19 protein-coding genes are annotated in these 18,053 nt (G+C 45.3%); all 19 read right to left on the bottom strand.

Going from position 1 to position 18,053, the window contains the following annotated elements:
- Nucleotides 1-17: 17 nt before the first annotated feature.
- The 19 genes from VQ00_RS05495 to recG all read right to left on the bottom strand — a co-directional run bounded on the left by VQ00_RS05495 (nt 18) and on the right by recG (nt 17,879).
- Complete coding sequence (locus VQ00_RS05495; RefSeq protein ID WP_046179155.1) at nt 18-782, bottom strand: ribonuclease HII; 765 nt, start codon at nt 780-782, stop codon at nt 18-20.
- Nucleotides 783-855: 73 nt separating this feature from the next.
- Entirely contained in the window at nt 856-1,710 is an 855-nt protein-coding gene (ylqF, locus tag VQ00_RS05490; RefSeq protein ID WP_046179154.1) for a ribosome biogenesis GTPase YlqF, read from the bottom strand.
- Between the two features lie 24 nt (nt 1,711-1,734).
- Entirely contained in the window at nt 1,735-2,274 is a 540-nt protein-coding gene (gene lepB, locus VQ00_RS05485; RefSeq protein WP_046179153.1) for a signal peptidase I, read from the bottom strand.
- 96 nt (nt 2,275-2,370) lie between these two features.
- A complete protein-coding gene (rplS, locus tag VQ00_RS05480; protein ID WP_046179152.1) occupies nt 2,371-2,718 on the bottom strand; it encodes a 50S ribosomal protein L19 in 348 nt (115 codons plus the stop codon).
- 129 nt (nt 2,719-2,847) lie between these two features.
- Nucleotides 2,848-3,579 carry a tRNA (guanosine(37)-N1)-methyltransferase TrmD gene (gene trmD, locus VQ00_RS05475; RefSeq protein WP_046179151.1) on the bottom strand — a complete coding sequence of 244 codons (732 nt, stop codon included), beginning with the start codon at nt 3,577-3,579 and terminating at the stop codon, nt 2,848-2,850.
- A complete protein-coding gene (gene rimM / locus VQ00_RS05470) occupies nt 3,576-4,091 on the bottom strand; it encodes a ribosome maturation factor RimM (protein WP_046179150.1) in 516 nt (171 codons plus the stop codon). The genes trmD and rimM overlap by 4 nt, the downstream gene beginning before the upstream one ends.
- Before the next feature lie 4 nt (nt 4,092-4,095).
- Nucleotides 4,096-4,485: a YlqD family protein gene (locus VQ00_RS05465; RefSeq protein ID WP_046179149.1), complete on the bottom strand. Its 390-nt coding sequence runs from the start codon at nt 4,483-4,485 to the stop codon at nt 4,096-4,098.
- Between the two features lie 81 nt (nt 4,486-4,566).
- Entirely contained in the window at nt 4,567-4,839 is a 273-nt protein-coding gene (rpsP, locus tag VQ00_RS05460; protein ID WP_046179148.1) for a 30S ribosomal protein S16, read from the bottom strand.
- Nucleotides 4,840-4,941: 102 nt separating this feature from the next.
- Nucleotides 4,942-6,291, bottom strand: a complete 1,350-nt coding sequence (ffh, locus tag VQ00_RS05455) for a signal recognition particle protein (protein WP_046179147.1) — start codon at nt 6,289-6,291, stop codon at nt 4,942-4,944.
- Nucleotides 6,292-6,303: 12 nt separating this feature from the next.
- Complete coding sequence (locus VQ00_RS05450) at nt 6,304-6,618, bottom strand: putative DNA-binding protein (protein WP_046179146.1); 315 nt, start codon at nt 6,616-6,618, stop codon at nt 6,304-6,306.
- 92 nt (nt 6,619-6,710) lie between these two features.
- Nucleotides 6,711-7,730, bottom strand: a complete 1,020-nt coding sequence (gene ftsY, locus VQ00_RS05445) for a signal recognition particle-docking protein FtsY (protein WP_046179145.1) — start codon at nt 7,728-7,730, stop codon at nt 6,711-6,713.
- Nucleotides 7,731-7,750: 20 nt separating this feature from the next.
- Nucleotides 7,751-11,308: a chromosome segregation protein SMC gene (gene smc / locus VQ00_RS05440; protein ID WP_046179144.1), complete on the bottom strand. Its 3,558-nt coding sequence runs from the start codon at nt 11,306-11,308 to the stop codon at nt 7,751-7,753.
- Nucleotides 11,309-11,325: 17 nt separating this feature from the next.
- Nucleotides 11,326-12,060, bottom strand: a complete 735-nt coding sequence (gene rnc / locus VQ00_RS05435) for a ribonuclease III (protein WP_046179143.1) — start codon at nt 12,058-12,060, stop codon at nt 11,326-11,328.
- A gap of 117 nt (nt 12,061-12,177) precedes the next feature.
- Nucleotides 12,178-12,411, bottom strand: coding sequence for an acyl carrier protein (gene acpP / locus VQ00_RS05430; protein WP_045850123.1), 234 nt, complete (start codon nt 12,409-12,411; stop codon nt 12,178-12,180).
- 59 nt (nt 12,412-12,470) lie between these two features.
- Nucleotides 12,471-13,214 (bottom strand): 3-oxoacyl-[acyl-carrier-protein] reductase, encoded by a 744-nt coding sequence (gene fabG, locus VQ00_RS05425; RefSeq protein WP_046179142.1) that lies wholly within the window; start codon nt 13,212-13,214, stop codon nt 12,471-12,473.
- Nucleotides 13,211-14,158 carry an ACP S-malonyltransferase gene (gene fabD, locus VQ00_RS05420; RefSeq protein ID WP_046179325.1) on the bottom strand — a complete coding sequence of 316 codons (948 nt, stop codon included), beginning with the start codon at nt 14,156-14,158 and terminating at the stop codon, nt 13,211-13,213. Before fabD ends, fabG begins: the two co-directional genes overlap by 4 nt.
- A gap of 8 nt (nt 14,159-14,166) precedes the next feature.
- Nucleotides 14,167-15,159: a phosphate acyltransferase PlsX gene (gene plsX, locus VQ00_RS05415; protein WP_046179141.1), complete on the bottom strand. Its 993-nt coding sequence runs from the start codon at nt 15,157-15,159 to the stop codon at nt 14,167-14,169.
- Nucleotides 15,143-15,733 (bottom strand): transcription factor FapR, encoded by a 591-nt coding sequence (gene fapR / locus VQ00_RS05410; RefSeq protein WP_046179140.1) that lies wholly within the window; start codon nt 15,731-15,733, stop codon nt 15,143-15,145. The genes plsX and fapR overlap by 17 nt, the downstream gene beginning before the upstream one ends.
- 88 nt (nt 15,734-15,821) lie before the next feature.
- Nucleotides 15,822-17,879, bottom strand: coding sequence for an ATP-dependent DNA helicase RecG (gene recG, locus VQ00_RS05405; RefSeq protein WP_046179139.1), 2,058 nt, complete (start codon nt 17,877-17,879; stop codon nt 15,822-15,824).
- Nucleotides 17,880-18,053: the final 174 nt, after the last annotated feature.

The raw sequence follows: 18,053 nt of genomic DNA, 5'->3' as shown, positions 1-18,053 counted from the left end.
GCTTTATGCTTTGTCATTTAAATCATCTCTTTTATTGGTGCAAACGTTTTACGGTGCTGTGGTGTAATGCCGAGTGTCTGCAGTCCATTTAAATGCTCTTTCGTTCCGTACCCCATATTTTTCTCAAATCCGTATCCGGGATATTCAATCGCATATTGTTTCATAAGTCGGTCGCGCGTCACTTTGGCAATGATGGATGCTGCAGCGATGGAGGCGCTTTTTGCATCCCCTTTTATAATCGATTCTTGGCTAATTGCACATGGGAGCGTCATCGCATCAACAAGCAGATGATCCGGCTGTTCTGAAAGTCCATTCACAGCAAGAACCATCGCTTTTTTTGCCGCTTCGTAAATATTGATTTGATCAATTTCTTCTGCACTGACGATACCGACACCTGTTATGGCTTTTTCTATAATGAGCGCGTATAATTCGTCCCGAACAGACTCTTTTACTTTTTTCGAATCATTTAACCCTTCCGGCAAAAAATCTTTCGGCAATATGCAAGCAGCCGCTACAACAGGACCGGCAAGCGGCCCTCTTCCTGCTTCATCAATTCCGGCAATCAGCTGCATTCCTTGTTTCATAGCGTTTCGCTCATACGCCATTATTTGATGCAGCCGTTCCTGCTCATCTTTATTTTTTTGAATGCGGCGCTTGCACGCTTTAACAGCTGCTTGAACACCGCTTCTATCATCCATGGTCCATTGGATGAGCCGCTTATCTTCTAACGTCGTAATCGATACGAGTTGTTCTTTTATTTGGGCAATCGTTTCGTTTTTCATTTTCACTTTGCTCCTTACGTTTATTATCGGCTCCTCATTCTTTTTTTCCACAAAAAAACGCGAAGGAAATCCTTCACGCTTTTTTTGGGGGAATATCAAATGTAAGACGGCCAAATTGCGTTGTGCGCACATCACGGATAATAATATCCGTGACTTTGTCATAATCTATGCCGCCCCCCGGGGATAAGGATCCCCGCCGCCCTCCAATTTGTTCAAATACAGCTGCCATATCATCCGGCAGCTCCCTATAGCCATATCGTTCTTCCAATCTGGACGGATATCGGCTTTCAAGAAATCGCAAACCCCAAATTGCGACGTCCTGCAAGTTTAAAATTGAATCTTTAATCGCTCCTGTTAAGGCCAGCTTAAAGCCAGTTTCCGGGTCCTCGAACTTCGGCCATAAAATACCCGGCGTATCAAGAAGCTCCAGATTTCTTGCAGTTTTAATCCACTGCTGCGCTTTCGTTACACCCGGCATATTTCCGGTTTTGGCAATGTTTTTCTTCGCGATACGGTTAATGAGTGTCGACTTTCCGACATTGGGAATGCCGACAATCATTGCTCTCATCGCACGTGGCTTTATACCTCGTGCACGCATCCGGTCGAATTTTTCTTTTAAAATGTTTTCGGCTGCTTTCACTATTTTATCAAGCCCATTCCCGGCTTGTGAATTAACCGAAACCGATTCAACACCATGCTCTTTAAAATAATTGATCCATTCTTTTGTAATCACCGGGTCCGCCATGTCCTCTTTATTAAGAATAACGAGCCGTGGTTTTTGATTTAAAATTTCATCGATCATTGGATTGCGTGAAGACAACGGCAGACGCGCATCAACCAGTTCGAAAATAATATCAACGAGCTTCAATTTTTCGGTCACTTGCCGTCTTGCTTTGGCCATATGGCCGGGAAACCACTGTATCGTCAAGCTTACACATTCCTTTCTGTCCGTTTAGTCTACTAGATGAACCTGATCAAACGGCCAGTAGACAAATTTTGTTTCACCAACAATCTCATCTATTTTGATTGTGCCAATGTGGCGTCCATCTTTACTAAAGCGCCGGTTGTCGCCGAGCACAAAAATCTCACCCTCCGGCACCGTTTCCTGCCCGGTAATTTCAGCGAGTGTAAAGTCCGGCGTAAGCGGTCCATCTGTTACTTCGCTTTTGTATTCATCTAAATACGGTTCATCGATTGCTTTGCCGTTTACATACAGCACATCATCTTTATACTCGACTGTTTCGCCAGGAAGGCCGATCACCCGTTTTATGTAATCTTTATTTTCCGGCGCATGAAAAACGACGATATCAAAACGATCTGGATCGCCGAGTTTGTTGACAATCATTCGATCTCCGCTTTCAAGCGTCGGCATCATCGAAAGTCCATCGACCACAATCGGTGCAAAAATAAAATAACGGATAAGAGCAGCAAGCCCGACTGCGATCAACAGTGCTTTTGTCCATTCCCAAAATTCATTTTTCCCTTCAGCCATGCTGGCACCACCTTCATTCTAAGTACATCCATCATATCATGATGTGTGTAAAACCTGAAAGAAAAAGGAGTCTGCAGGCAGACTCCTTTTAACATCCTAGTATCTGATTTCTTTAATGCGCGCTGCTTTACCGCGTAGGTTACGCAAGTAGTACAATTTCGCACGACGAACTTTACCACGGCGCATTACTTCGATTTTCTCGATTTTCGGTGTATGAAGCGGGAATGCACGCTCAACGCCCACACCGTAAGAAATCTTACGCACTGTGAAAGTTTCGCTTACGCCGCCGCCGCGACGCTTGATTACAACGCCTTCAAATAACTGAACCCGCTCACGTGTACCCTCGACAATTTTAACGTGTACACGTACAGTGTCTCCGGGACGGAATGCTGGAAGATCGGAACGAAGCTGCTCCTGTGTTAACTCTTGAATCAATTTGTTCATTGTGTTTTCCTCTCCTTCTAACAAATGCTCATACCCGCGCAATCACGACAGCGGAACACCGTTGTAATGCAGTGTGTTATTTTGCACACTGACTCCAAAATTTTATCATATTCTTATATTGAAATCAACTTATTTTCGTATTTTCCATGAATTAATTTGCTGCTGTTCTTCTTTTGTCAGCTCAATCAATTCTAATAAATCCGGACGTCGTTCCAATGTACGCTTTAATGACTCTTCACGGCGCCATTCGTCAATATGTTTATGGTTGCCGGACAGGAGCACATCGGGTACTTTCATGCCTCTGAAATCAGCCGGCCGCGTATAGTGGGGATGCTCCAAAAGCCCGGATGAGAACGAATCCTGCACTGCCGAGTCTTCATTTCCAAGTACACTTGGCAGCAGCCGGACGACACTGTCTGCCACAACCATCGCACCAAGCTCGCCGCCTGTTAATACATAATCCCCAATCGAAATTTCATCAGTGACAAGATGCTGGCGGACTCTTTCATCATATCCTTCGTAATGTCCACATAAAAAGATAAGATGCTTCTCTTTTGAAAGCTCCTCGGCTTTTTGTTGCGTGTATCGTTCGCCTTGTGGACACATCAGAATAACGCGGGGGTTCTCCGCTGTTTTTTTCAAGTCATCAACTGCGTCAAAAAGCGGCTGCGGCTTTAAAACCATTCCTGCTCCGCCGCCATACGGATAATCATCGACCACTTTATGCTTTCCTTCCGCATAATCCCGGAAGTTCACAGCCCGAAATGTGGCTTTCCCTTTATCAGCTGCTTTTTTCATAATGGAAGCAGAAAAAACTCCTTCAAACATTTCCGGAAACAATGTTAATACATCGATTTTCATTCGAGCAATCCATCTATCGGCTCGATGATGATGAGCTTTTCATCTGGATCAACCAATTTCACGACGTCATCGATATAAGGAATATAGACTTCTTTGGCGCCGTTCTGCACAACCCACACATCATTGGCGCCGGGCGTAAGCACTTCTTTCACGACACCAATCACGTCACCTGCAGCTGTTTTCACTTCACAGCCGACGATTTCATAAAAATAAAATTCTCCTTCATCCAAATCGCCCAGGTGCGCTTCATGGACTTTTAAGACAGCGCCTTTAAACGGCTCCACGTCTTGAATCGATGAATAGCCTTCAAAAGTTAACAGATCAAAGGTTTTATGAGTACGATACGATGCGACAATAACTGGAGTGCCTTCCTTATCTCCTTGTTTAAAAACTGCTAGTTCGCTTCCTTTTTTGTACCTTTTTTCAGGAAAGTCTGTCTGCGACAAAACACGGACTTCCCCGCGCAGGCCATGTGTATTGACAATTTTTCCAACGTTAAACCATTTGCTCATTTTTTCACCCCTCGGTGCGGATTTCGATAATGATGCCATCTTTTACAACGATTGTGCCACTGGTTTTTCCATCAAAACGATCACCGGCTTTTATATCAACAATCGATTGAATGTCCCGTTCTTTCAGTTCAGTGCCAAGCGGCAGCTGGTCAAGCTGGCTCATTTGAAATTCCACCACTGCTAATTTTTCATGGCGCTGATCAATTTCAATTTGAAACCGGGCCGCTGCTTCCGCTTGCTTAGAGCCGCCGCGCTCCGCTTTTTTCTTTTCGAATAACAGCTGGGCTGTTTCCCTCTCTAACCGGCGCTTTTGCTGTTCATATGCATCCATTCGCATTTGTTTCAGGGAATCTGTTACCACTTGAACGACTGATACTGTTTGTAAAATGTGCATCCCCACCGCTCCTTTACATGGAACAAAAATGGCAATTCCCCAAAAGAAAATTCTTTTGGGGAACTGTTGTCTCGTAATAGCTTACTTGCTATATTTGGCATTATGGAATTTTTCCATAAGACCTTCTTTTGAGAAAAGATTGCGGACTGTATCAGACGGTTTCGCACCATCTTGAAGCCATTTAAGCGCAAGCTCTTCATTGATTTTCACTTCTGCTGGCTGAGTAACCGGGTTGTATGTTCCGATTGTTTCAATTGAACGGCCATCACGCGGCGCGCGGGCGTCAGCTACTACGATACGATAGAATGGGGATTTTTTTGCACCCATACGTTTTAAACGAATTTTTACTGCCATGCTAATAAGCACCTCCGAAATAGTTTCACACAAGATAGAATAATACCAAATAGTTAAAGTGTTGTAAAGTGTTTTTTCTTTACAGATTAAATCTGTTTTAGATTACATAAAAGGAAGCTTTGGCATGCCGCCTTTTTTCTTGCCTTTTTGCTGCATCGAAGACATTTGTTTCATCATTTTTTTCATGTCTTCAAACTGTTTTAACAAACGGTTTACTTCCTGAATCGATGTACCGGAACCGCGGGCAATCCGCTTACGACGACCAGAATTAATAATTTCCGGCTGCTGTTTTTCATTCTTTGTCATGGAGCGGATGATCGCTTCAACACGGCCGATTTGTTTTTCGTCAACCTGCACATTGTTTAAGCCTTTCATTTTGTTTGCGCCCGGAAGCATTTTTAAAATTTCATCGAGCGGTCCCATTGAACGCACCTGCCCCAGCTGTTCTAAAAAGTCATCAAATGTAAACGACATCGTCCGCATTTTTTGTTCCAGCTCTTTTGCTTTCGTCTCATCCACATTTGTTTGGGCTTTCTCAATAAGCGATAGCACATCGCCCATCCCTAGAATACGGGACGCCATCCGCTCTGGATGAAACTGCTCAAGAGCGTCTAGTTTTTCACCCATCCCGACAAATTTGATTGGCTTTCCGGTTACAGCGCGGATCGACAATGCAGCTCCGCCACGTGTATCCCCATCGAGCTTTGTAAGCACAACACCGGTAATGCCAAGCTGCTCATTAAAGCTTTCCGCTACATTTACGGCATCCTGGCCGGTCATTGAATCGACGACGAGAAAAATCTCTTCTGGCGATGACAGGTCTTTAATTTGTTTTAGCTCATCCATTAACCCTTCATCAATGTGAAGGCGGCCGGCTGTATCAATCAGGACATAATCCAAATGATCATCTTTTGCTTTTTGAATCGCCTGCTTGGCAATTTCAACCGGGCTCACTTGATCACCAAGTGAAAAAACAGGCATATCAAGCTGTTTCCCTAGCGTTTCCAGCTGTTTAATCGCCGCTGGACGATAAATATCCGCCGCAACGAGCAGCGGCTTCCGATTATACTTTTTACGAAGCAGGTTCGCAAGCTTTCCGGTCGTTGTCGTCTTCCCGGCCCCTTGCAGCCCGATCATCATAATGACGGTTGGCGGGCGCTTTGCTGTGCTTATCCGGCTTTCTTCGCCGCCCATTAATTCTGTTAATTCTTCTTTAACGACTTTAATGACCTGCTGGCCTGGCGTTAAGCTTTTCATCACTTCCTGGCCGACAGAACGCTCGCTTACTTTTTTGACAAATTCTTTGACGACTTTAAAGTTAACATCCGCTTCTAAAAGAGCAAGACGTACTTCTCGCATCATTTCTTTTACATCGGATTCGGATACTTTCCCTTTGCCGCGGATTTTCTGCATTGTTCCTTGCAGTCGTTCGGCTAATCCTTCAAATGCCATCATGCAGTCCCCCTATTCAAGCTCCTCAATCGCCTCGATTACTCTCAGCATGTTTTCATCAGCTCGCTCTTTCAGCTGATCAATTAACGCCTGGCGCTCTTGGAATTTCTTTAGCAGCATTAATTTCGCTTCATATTCTTCAAGCATTGCTTCTGTACGTTTTATATTATCATAGACCGCCTGGCGGCTCACTCCATATTCATCGGCAATTTCGCCGAGCGAATAGTCATCCAGGTAGTATAGGGACATATAGCTGCGCTGTTTGTCGGTCAGAAGCATCTGATAAAAATCATACAGATAATTCATCCGCATCGTTTTTTCAAGCACGGCTGTCCCTCCTTTGTTAAGTGAAAAGCCTTTACACTAAAATAGTGTACCTGCTTCTGTCTTTTCTGTCAAGAAAGGTGAAAAACAGCCGATTATTCGGCTGTTTCATCCTCTGACTCGGATTCTTTTTGTTCAAATGCCTGGGCAAACAGTCCATAAGCGTATTTTTCGGCATCAAACGGCTGCAGATCGTCCATTTTTTCGCCAAGACCGACAAATTTAACCGGTACGCCAAGTTCTTTCCGGATGGCAAGTACGATACCGCCTTTGGCTGTCCCGTCAAGCTTTGTCAGCACAATACCCGATACAGCCGTCGCTTCTTTAAACGTTTTTGCCTGAATGAGTGCATTTTGTCCCGTTGTCGCATCTACAACGAGCAGGACTTCATGAGGCGCCTCTGGAATTTCCCGTTCAATTACGCGCTTTACTTTTTGCAGTTCGTTCATAAGATTGACTTTGTTTTGCAGACGTCCGGCTGTGTCACATAATAAAATATCGGCGCCTCGTGACTTAGCTGCGCGTACAGCGTCATACATGACGGCCGCCGGGTCGGATCCTTCCGCCTGCTTAATAACATCTACGCCAGTCCGTTCCCCCCATACTTCGAGCTGCTCAATCGCGCCCGCGCGGAACGTATCGCCGGCCGCAAGCATCACTTTTTTGCCTTCCGTTTTAAATTGGTGCGCAAGTTTGCCAATTGTTGTTGTCTTTCCGACGCCGTTGACACCAACAAACAAGATGACCGTTAATCCTGTTTCTTGAATATTTAATTCAGATGACATCTCATCATCGCCAGCGTAAATACCCACAAATTTTTCAGTAATGATTTCCCGGAGCGCTTCGGGTTCATTTGTGTTTTGGCGTTTCACTTCCAGCTTCAGTTCATCAATCAACTCCACCACTGTATCAAACCCAACATCCGCACCAATCAGAATTTCTTCAAGCTCTTCAAAAAAATCTTCATCGATCTTGCGGTAGCGTGCAAATAAGTTATTCATTTTTTCGGAAAAGCCGGACCGTGTTTTCTTTAGCCCTTCCGTATATTTTTCCGTCGTTTGTTCCTGCTCCTGCGAGCCGGAAAGTTTCTCTTTTAATTTTTTAAAAAAGCTCATCGTTTTCATCCTTTCTTTTATTATGTCACTGCCGCTTCTTCAAGTCTCACTGATACAAGACTTGTAACTCCGGATTCCTGCATGGCAACTCCATACAGTGCATCCGCTTCTTCCATCGTCTGTTTACGATGCGTAATAACGATAAATTGCGTTTCTTCACTGAACTCTTTTAAATAACGGCTGAATCGGTGAACGTTCGCTTCATCGAGTGCTGCCTCCACTTCATCTAGAATACAAAATGGCACCGGCCGCACGCGCAGAATCGCAAATAGGAGCGCAATCGCTGTCAGCGCCCGCTCGCCACCCGACAGTAAGCTTAAGTGCTGCAGTTTTTTCCCCGGAGGCATCGCCGAAATATCGACACCTGAATTCAGAATATCTTTCGGGTCCGTCAATTTCAATTCCGCCCGGCCGCCGCCAAACAGCTGAATAAATGCCGGCTGAAATTCAGCTTTAATCGCTTCAAATGTTTCCGAAAAACGGCGCATCATTTCAATGTCCATTTCGCTCATAACGTCCCGAAGTGTTGATTTCGCTTCTTCCAAGTCTTCCTTTTGACCACGCAAAAAAGCCACCCGTTCAAACGTCGTTTCATATTCTTCAATAGCGCCAATATTCACATCGCCCAGTTCTTCTATTGCTTTTTTAATGAGTCGCACGTTCCGTCTCGCTTCGTCAATTGGGCGGGTCAAAGGATACAGTCGCTCCGCTTCTTCAAATGACATGCCGTATTGCTCATTTAGCTTTTGCAGCCACGTATCAATCTCAACATCTAAACGGGCAATGGCTACATCATGCCCACGCACTGATTCTGTCAAGCCTTTCAGCAGGCGGCGTGATTCTTGCAGCGAAGCCGCTTCCTCTTCCAACTTTTGCGCTTTGTCATTTCGTTCTGCCTTAAACGAGGCAATTTGTTTCACAAGCCGGTCTTTTTCAATTGCCAGTTCATCCGACTGCTGTGCAAGTGTCAATCCGGTCGATCCACTGTCAGATCGCTCGTTTTCCATAAACGCTTGTTCATCTTTCAGCTGCTTCAGCTGCTTTTGGACATCTGTCAATTCCATACGCAGCCGGTTTTCCTGCTGATTGTTATATGCAAGTTGTTCTTCAAGCACCGCTATTTGTGGACGGAGCGTATTGACCTGCTCCGCCAGCCGGTCCCGTTCGGAGGAGTCTGTTTTTTGCTTTTGTTCGATCGAAGCCATTTGATTATCCAGCAGGTGAATCGCTTGCTGTTTTTCGGATAAAAGCTTGAATGCTTCGTGTTTCCGCTGCTCAAGCCGGTCTTTTTCTTCCTGAAACTCTCGTTTTTCCGCGTCATATACAGCGAGCCGGTCGTTAATCGACTGTTCATTAAAGGACCATTCCAGCTGCTGATTTTTTGCTTCCTGAAGTCCCTGCCGATACAGCTCGCCTGTTTCCTCAAGCCGCCCGACGAGTTGGTCGCATTCAGCGGCGCGAATCTGAAATGCTTTCACTTCTTTTTCCACTTGAGCTGTTTTTTGCTCCATCTGTCCAATTTGTCCGTTTAACGTTTCTAGTTCATTTTTGCGGCCAAGCAGCGACGCACCTGTTTTTTTCATTGAGCCCCCGGTCATTGAGCCCCCGGCATTCACCACGTCACCTTCAACTGTTACAACGCGATACCGATGATTCACTTTACGAGCGATGTTGTTTGCTTCTTCAAGTGCTGCTGCAATGATGACATTTCCCAGTAAGTGGCGGGCTGCGCGCGCATACTGCTCATCGTAGTCCGTCAGTTCCACAGCTGTTCCGAGAAAACCGTTCTCGTGCCGGACAGATGCTAATACATGATCCGGAACAGATTTTTCTTTTACGGTTGACAGCGGCAAAAACGTCGCCCTGCCATATTTATGCTGCTTTAAAAAAGTGATCGCTTTTCTGGCAGCTGGCTCATCGGTCACAATAATATGCTGAAGGGCACCGCCAAGTGCTGTTTCAATTGCCAGTTCGTATTGTTTCGGCACCCGGATTAATTCAGCGGCAGCGCCAATCACGCCGGACAGACGGCCTTTTTTCTCTTTTAATACTTCTTTAACACCAGAGAAGAAGCCCGAATAGTCTTCTTCCATTGAGACTAAAAGATCACGGCGGGACGACGCTTCCTGCAAAATTTGGTATGCCTTATATAAAGCATTTCGTTTTTTTTCAAGCGATTCTTTTACTTCATTCCGCTCCCGTTTTGCCCCACGATAAGCGGTCGTATGTTCATCAAGCTTTTGTTCTGCTGACAAACGTGCTTTTTCAATTTGCTCCTGTTCTTGCTGAAGCGCGGCTCGTTCAGACAAATATTGATCGTTGTGCCCGCCGAGCCGCTCAAACCGGGCCGTCAGCCTTTCAAGCTGGCGGTCAATTTCAATCAGCTCATTTTTAGCGGCTGCTTCTTTGCTTAAATGGTCAATGTAATCTGCTTTGAGCGACTCAAGTGTATCGCCGCTGTTTTGGGATAAAGCGCGCAGCAGTGCTTCTTTTTCCGCTGCTTCTTTCTTTAATGTCCCAAACGCCTGCTTTTTTGTTTCGGACAACGTTTTTACTTCCGCTAATGCTTGTTTTAACGAAGCTTCTTTTTCTTCCGCTTCCTTCATCGATTGGACGAGCTTTTCTTCATTATAAGAAGCATTTTTTTGGCGTTCATCCATCAAACGCCGTCTTCCCTCAATTTTTTCGAGTGATTCAATAATAGTCATAAGCTTCTGCTGGGTCGATTCTTCTTGAAGTGAAAGCTTTTTCACTTCCTGTTCTAATGTCCGGATGTGTGATTCAGCTTTTTCCGCCTCTTCACTAAAATAGGTAATCTGCCCTTCTTGATGATGCCGGTCCTTTTTTCGTTCTTCCCATTCTGCATGTGACTCGGCAATATCATGCGCCCAGACAGATGCTTCCACTTCTTTTAATTCTGCTTTTTTTTCAAGAAAATCTTTTGCTGCAGCCGCCTGAATTTCCAGCGGTTCTACCCGCTGCTCCAGCTCATATAAAATGTCCTGCACACGGCTGACATTTTCTTCTGTTTCAGCAAGCTTTATTTCCGCTTGTTTTTTGCGGGTTTTATATTTCAGCACACCAGCCGCTTCTTCAAATATCGACCGTCGTTCTTCAGGACGGCTGTTTAAAATTTCATCGACGCGTCCTTGTCCGATAATAGAAAATGCACCGCGGCCAAGTCCGGAGTCCATAAACAATTCAATAATGTCCTTTAGCCGGCAGCTTTGTTTATTGATAAAAAACCCACTGTCGCCATTTCGATTTACGCGGCGCGTGATGCTTACTTCACTGTAATCAAGCGGAAGTGCCCCATCCCGATTATCGAGCGTAATGGTCACGTCCGCTTCATTCAGCCGCCTTCTCGAATCACTTCCGGAAAAGATAACATCTTCCATTTTTCCGCCCCGCAAATTTTTAGCGGACTGTTCACCAAGCACCCAGCGAATCGCTTCGGTAATATTGCTTTTCCCTGAACCATTCGGCCCGACAACAGCTGTCACACCGGGCATAAAGTCGATGGTTATTTTCCCTGCAAATGATTTAAATCCCGCTATATCAAGCTTTTTCAGGATCATGTCTATCCACCTGTCTCCTACTTCGATTGTTTTACATGTTCAAGCGCCATGCGCGCTGCAAATTGCTCTGCTTCTTTTTTTGACCGTCCGGCACCACGGCCGAGCACGGTGCCATTTAACGAAACTTCTGTAATAAATTCTTTATTGTGCGCAGGGCCTTTTTCTTCTAATATCCGATACGATGGCGCCCCTTTAAGTTCACGCTGCACAAATTCCTGCAGCTGGCTTTTAAAATCCATCACATGAGAAAAAGCACCGGCGCTGATTTTCGGAAAAACGATCTTTTCCAGAAAAGGAACAACCGCTTCCATTCCCTGATCTAAGTAAAGGGCGCCAATATATGCTTCAAATACATCTGCTAAAAGAGCGGGCCGCATTCTTCCTCCAGTCATCTCTTCCCCTTTTCCAAGCAAGATGAGCTTGCCGAGTTCAAGCTCGTTCGCAAATGTGACCAGTGATGGTTCACAAACGACCGCTGCCCGGAGTTTCGTTAATTCCCCTTCTGACATAACCGGATATGTTTTATATAAAAATTGCGAAACAGTCAGTTCTAAAACAGCATCTCCTAAAAACTCCAGCCGCTCATTATCTTCATACGGTTTTCTCCGATGCTCATTCACATATGATGAATGCGTAAATGCCTGCTTTAATAACGATTCGTTTTGAAAATGGATGTCCATTTCCTCTTGAAATTCATGAAACTCCATATTTTTCCGTTCGGAATAACGCTGCTCCCGATTTGTTTTTTTCATTCTTGTTCCTCCGCAATGTTAAAATGCACACAAAAATAGTTTAGCCGAAAAAAATGTATAGCGCAAAGAGAATTAAAAAAGCAGACCCGATTAGCCGGATCTGCCGTTAATGGACGATTAGTTTTTGCTGTTTATGTACGTTACAGCGTCGCCTACCGTCGTAATATTTTCCGCATCATCATCGGAAATTTCCATATCGAATTCGTCCTCAAGCTCCATTACAAGCTCAACAACATCTAAAGAATCTGCGCCAAGATCTTCCTTGAATTTTGCATCAAGGTTGATTTGTGATTCTTCGACACCTAGACGATCGACGATAATTTTTGTTACACGTTCTAATACATCTGCCACTATGATTCACCTCCCCTCAAGTATTATAGACGATTCAATCCGTCAAAACACGCTTTTTCTTACATCGCCATGCCGCCGTCGACACCGAGCACCTGCCCGGTAATATATTTAGCGCCATCACTTGCTAAAAATGCAGCCGCGGCGGCGATGTCAGCAGTATCACCGAGCGTTCCAAGAGGAATCTGGCCGATCAGCTGCTCTTTTGCCTCTGCCGGCAGTTTATCCGTCATATCTGTTGCGATAAAGCCAGGAGCAATTGCGTTGACGGTAATGCCACGTGCAGCGAGCTCACGCGCAGACGCTTTTGTTAAGCCGATTACACCTGCTTTAGCTGCCGTGTAATTGGCCTGACCTGCATTTCCGATCCGGCCGACAACCGAAGAAATATTAATAATCCGGCCGCTTCTTTGCTTCATCATCTGGCGGGTAACCGCTTTTGTACATAGGAAAACACCTTTTAAATTCGTGTTAATAACGTCATCCCACTCCTGATCTTTCATACGCATAATCAGGTTATCGCGCGTAATGCCCGCGTTGTTCACCAAAATATCAAGGCGGCCAAATTGAGCAACTGTTTCTTTTACCATCGCCTGTACAGCATCACTATCTGAAATATCGCATTGAACGATAAATGAACGTCGTCCCATTGCTTGGATTTCATCGGCTACTTCTTTTGCTTTTTGTTCATTCCCAGCGTAATTGACTGCAACATCCGCACCGTGACAGGCAAGTTCTAATGCGATGGCTTTACCGATGCCACGGGACGCGCCTGTGACAAGTGCTGTTTTCCCTTCAAGATTCATTCCGTTTCCTCCTTCAGTGCTGCCACTGTTTTTACAATCGATTCTTCATCGCTGATGGCGAACGTCCGAACACGCCGATTTACTTTTTTGATTAAGCCGGACAAAACGGTACCTGAACCGATTTCAATAAACGTGTCAACTCCTGCCTCAAGCATCGTTTGCACGCTGTCTTCCCATAAAACCGGTGAATACAGCTGTTTCACAAGGTTTTCTTTAATGGTCTCTGCATCGGTAACCGGCTGTGCATTCACATTGGCAATGACCGGTATCTGGCTCGGTTGAATATTTGCCTCATCAAGTACTAACTGTAACTTTTCAGCAGCAGGTTCCATAAGCGGCGAATGAAAAGGACCGCTTACATTTAATGGAATGACTCGTTTCGCGCCTTTTTCTTTTAGAAGTTCAGATGCTTTTTCAACACCTTCTTTTGACCCTGAAATCACAATTTGACCCGGGCAGTTAAAATTGGCTGCTGCCACTATATCGCTGCCTTTTGAAACTTGTGCTAACACTTCTTCAAGTGCCGCTCGTTCCATGCCAAGCACCGCTGCCATTGCGCCTTGGCCGGCCGGTACTGCTTCTTCCATTAAATTACCGCGCTGATGAACCGCATAAACCGCTTCTTCATATGTAATCGCGCCAGCTGCTGCTAAAGCAGAATATTCTCCGAGGCTATGACCGGCAGTAAAGTCTGGTATAATACCTTCTTCTTCAAACCGTTTTAACACAGCCATGCTGACTGCTAAAAGAGCTGGCTGCGCGTTTGATGTGAGCGTCAGCTTTTCTTCCGGTCCGTTAAACATAATGTCCGTTAATGAATAGCCGAGTTTTTTATCCGCTTTTTGAAGCATCTCTTTTATATATGCATGCTGATCAGCAAGTGATTTTCCCATGCCGACCATTTGGGAACCTTGTCCCGGAAATACAAACGCGATTTTCCCCATCTGTTTCGTCATTCCTTCCCACTGGCAATTTGTGATTCAATAATAGCCGGCACATTCGCCTGCGCCATTTTATGAGCTTGTTCGATTGCATGATAAAAAGCATTTGCGTCAGATGATCCGTGTGCTTTAATAACAGGCGCTTTTAAGCCAAATAAACCGGCGCCGCCATATTCAGCGTAATCCATTTTATTTTTCAAGCCCCTCAATTCATCTTTTAAAAGCAAGGCACCAATCTTTGATTTTGTTGAAGCGGTTAACGCTGTTTTTAACATAGAGAAAATAGACAGTGCACTGCCTTCAATCGTTTTTAACACCATGTTGCCAGTAAAGCCATCTGTCACAACAATGTCCGCCACTCCGTTCAACAGCTCACGCGATTCAACGTTGCCGATAAAGTTCATTTCGGGCGCATCACTTAACAGTTTATATGCCGCCTTTGTTAGTTCATTCCCTTTTTTTTCTTCCGTTCCGATGTTTAATAACCCGATGCGCGGTTTTTCAATGCCGCGGACTTTTTCAGCATAAACAGAACCCATCACCGCATATTGCAGCAAGTGCTCCGGCTTTGCATCTGCATTCGCTCCGGCATCGAGCATGACAAATCCTTTGCCGTCAACAGTCGGAAACGTTGGCGCCAAAGCTGGCCGTTCCACCCCGTCAATACGGCCGATAACGAATAATCCTGCTGCCATAAGCGCACCCGTATTACCCGCTGACACGCAAGCAGCTGCTTTTTTATTCGCCACAGCTTCAGCCATCATAACGAGGGATGACTGTTTTTTTCGACGAACGGCCCGAACGGGTTCGTCTGTACCAAGAATAACATCCGGTGAATGAACAACTTCCACCCGGCTGCCTGCATCTAAAAGCGGCTGAATTTTCTCTTGATCTCCAAAGATCATTAATTCCAGTTCCGGTAATTCTTTCAATGCCCGGTTGACACCAAAAATAATTTGCTCAGGCGCATGATCACCGCCCATTGCATCAATTGCCAGTTTCATCTTTTTCCTCCTTTTCTACAGATGGTGCGCGAAACATCGAGAACTCACCCCGGAATACAAGATCACTGCCAACAAAACTCGCCACATCTACAATGGTTCGTCCTTTTTCAGATCGCGTGACTTTTGCTTTTGCAACGATGCGGCTGCCTTCTTTAACCGGCTGCGTAAACCGGATTTCAGCTTTACCTGTCAATGCCAGTTCATCATTAATGACTGCTACAGCCAATGAATTGGCTTGCGCAAATAAATGATGGCCGCGCGCAATGCCATTGCGTGTAAACACGTGCTCTTTTTTTACATCAAAAATCGAAATGGCGCTTTTGTCCAATTCGATATCAATAATATCGCCAATCACTTCTTCAATTGGAAGCGAGCGGATCTCATCCTGCATGTTTTTCTCTGCTACATATTTAATGCGTTCTCTCAGCTCCGGAATGGACAGCTCCATTCGATCAAGCCGAATCGTTTGAACGCTTACGCTAAATTCCTGCGCCAGTTCTTCATCGGTCACAAACGGATTTTCCTGAATCGTTTTTTGCAGACGCTCCTGACGTTCTTTTTTTGATTGTTTCATCTTTCATCCCACCATCCGATATTAGGACTAGGTACTAAAAAACAGTATAAAGATAACAAAAAAAGAATGCAAGAGGCAACTTGCATTCTTAATCAAGCTTTTCGCCGGCGAGCACGCCGGAATCGGTCAAAGCGCTACGCAAATGGCGATATTCATCGTTCGTCCAAAAAGCTGGATCATTGATCAACGTATTGGCATCTTCTCGTGCGGTTTCAAGCGCTCGATAGTCGTGCACCATATCCGCCATTTTAAATTCAGGCAGACCGCTTTGCTTACGGCCAAAAAAATCGCCGGGTCCGCGCAGTTCCAAGTCTTTTTCACTTAATACAAATCCATCATTTGTTTCTGTCATCGCAGTCATGCGCTCTTTGCCGGTTTCGGATTTCGGGTCGGCAATAAGCATACAATATGACTGCTCCGAGCCCCGTCCAACACGTCCACGCAGCTGATGAAGCTGTGACAGGCCGAATCGTTCAGCATCATAAATAATCATGACTGTCGCATTTGGCACATTCACACCGACTTCCACAACAGTCGTTGATACTAAAATATTTAGGTCATTTACGCTGAACGATTTCATCACAGTTTCTTTTTCTTCGCCACTTAATCGCCCATGCATAAGACCGACAGTAAATTTCCCGTGAAAATGGCTTGTCAGCTGCGCATGGACATCAAGTGCATTTTGGAAATCGAGCTTTTCTGATTCTTCAATGAGTGGACAAATAACATATGCCTGCCGTCCTTTTTGAAGCTCTTTTTCCGTAAAATCAAGAACGCGGCCAAGCATCTCTTCTTTCGCCCAGTACGTTTCAATCGCTTTTCGGCCTGCAGGCATTTCGTTAATGATCGACACATCCATTTCACCAAAAACGGTAATAGCAAGTGTCCGTGGAATTGGCGTTGCAGTCATAAACAAAACGTCTGGGTTTTCTCCTTTTGACCGGAGGACCCGGCGCTGGTTGACGCCAAACCGATGCTGTTCATCTGTGATCACAAGTCCGAGATTATGAAATATAACATCATCCTGTATAAGCGCATGTGTCCCAATTAAAATATCGATGTCGCCTGCTTGAAGGGCGCCAAGCAGCGCTTTCCGGCGTTTGCCTTTTACTGTGCCTGTTAACAAAGCGGTCGAAATACCAAATGGCTCAAGCATGTCATGAAGCGATTTCGCATGCTGCTCAGCCAAAATTTCAGTTGGCACCATTAAAGCACCTTGAAATCCAGCTGTTACCGATGCATAGAGTGCTAGTATGGCTACCGCTGTTTTGCCGCTGCCGACATCTCCTTGCAGCAGCCGGTTCATCCGGTACGGCGCCTTCATATCCGCACAAATTTCATTAACGGCTTTTTTCTGTGCATTGGTTAATTCAAAAGGAAGCGAGTCAATTAATTTCTTCAGCCTGGCAAGGTCATATTTTTGTATGATTCCGCCGGACTGCTCCCGAATCGTTTTTCGGAGCGCCTGCATTTTCAGCTGAAAATAAAAGAATTCTTCATACACAAATCGGCGGCGCGCCTGCTTCATTTCATCGTGTGATTCCGGAAAGTGAAGCGCCCGAATCGCCTCTTTTCTTTCCATCAACCGATACTGCTCAGTCAAGCGGACCGGCAATGTTTCTTCAATGTAATCACCGTACAAGTCGATCGCCTGCTTGACGAGTTTTCGAAATTGCTTAAGCGGGAGCGCGTTACGCAGCAAATAAACCGCTTCAAAATCAGTTCCACGCGAATAGGCGCCGGTCTCCATCATCTGTCCGGAAATCGCCAGCCGGTGACGGTCCCACTTTCCAGTCACGGTTACTGTATCGCCAACAGCCGCTTTTTTCTTCAAATAAGGCTGATTAAAAAACGTTACGTTAATCAAATGGGACCCAGACAGCATTTTAAACGTCAGGCGTGATTTTTTCTTTCCGTAATACATGACTGACGGCTCTGTTTGAATCACGCCTTCGATTGTTACTTTTTCATCATGGGCCGCTTCTTCGGGGTTTTTCAGCCGCATATCATCATAGCGGGCTGGAACAAATTCCATTAAATCGCCAACAGTCAGCACGCCAATAGAGGACAGTGACAATTGAGCTTCTTTCCCCGCTCCTTTCAATACACTGATTGGCTGATTAAGCGGATGGCTGGTTTCAAGCATCGTTTTTCCTCCTTTCATATACAAGGATCAAATGCTAGAATCACGACGTCCCTGTCGCAACGCATTTGTGACCTGCTTCCTGCAGGCCCAAGGATCAAATGCTAGAATCACGACGTCCCTGTCGCAACGCATTTGTGACCTGCTTCCTGCAGGCCCAAGGATCAAATGCTAGAA

This window comes from Domibacillus tundrae (genome assembly GCF_000970675.1).
In the GTDB taxonomy this organism is placed as follows: Bacteria; Bacillota; Bacilli; order Bacillales; family Domibacillaceae; genus Domibacillus; species Domibacillus tundrae.
The sequence above is the reverse complement of the archived record's forward strand: the minus strand, read 5'-3'. Positions and strand labels throughout refer to the sequence as shown.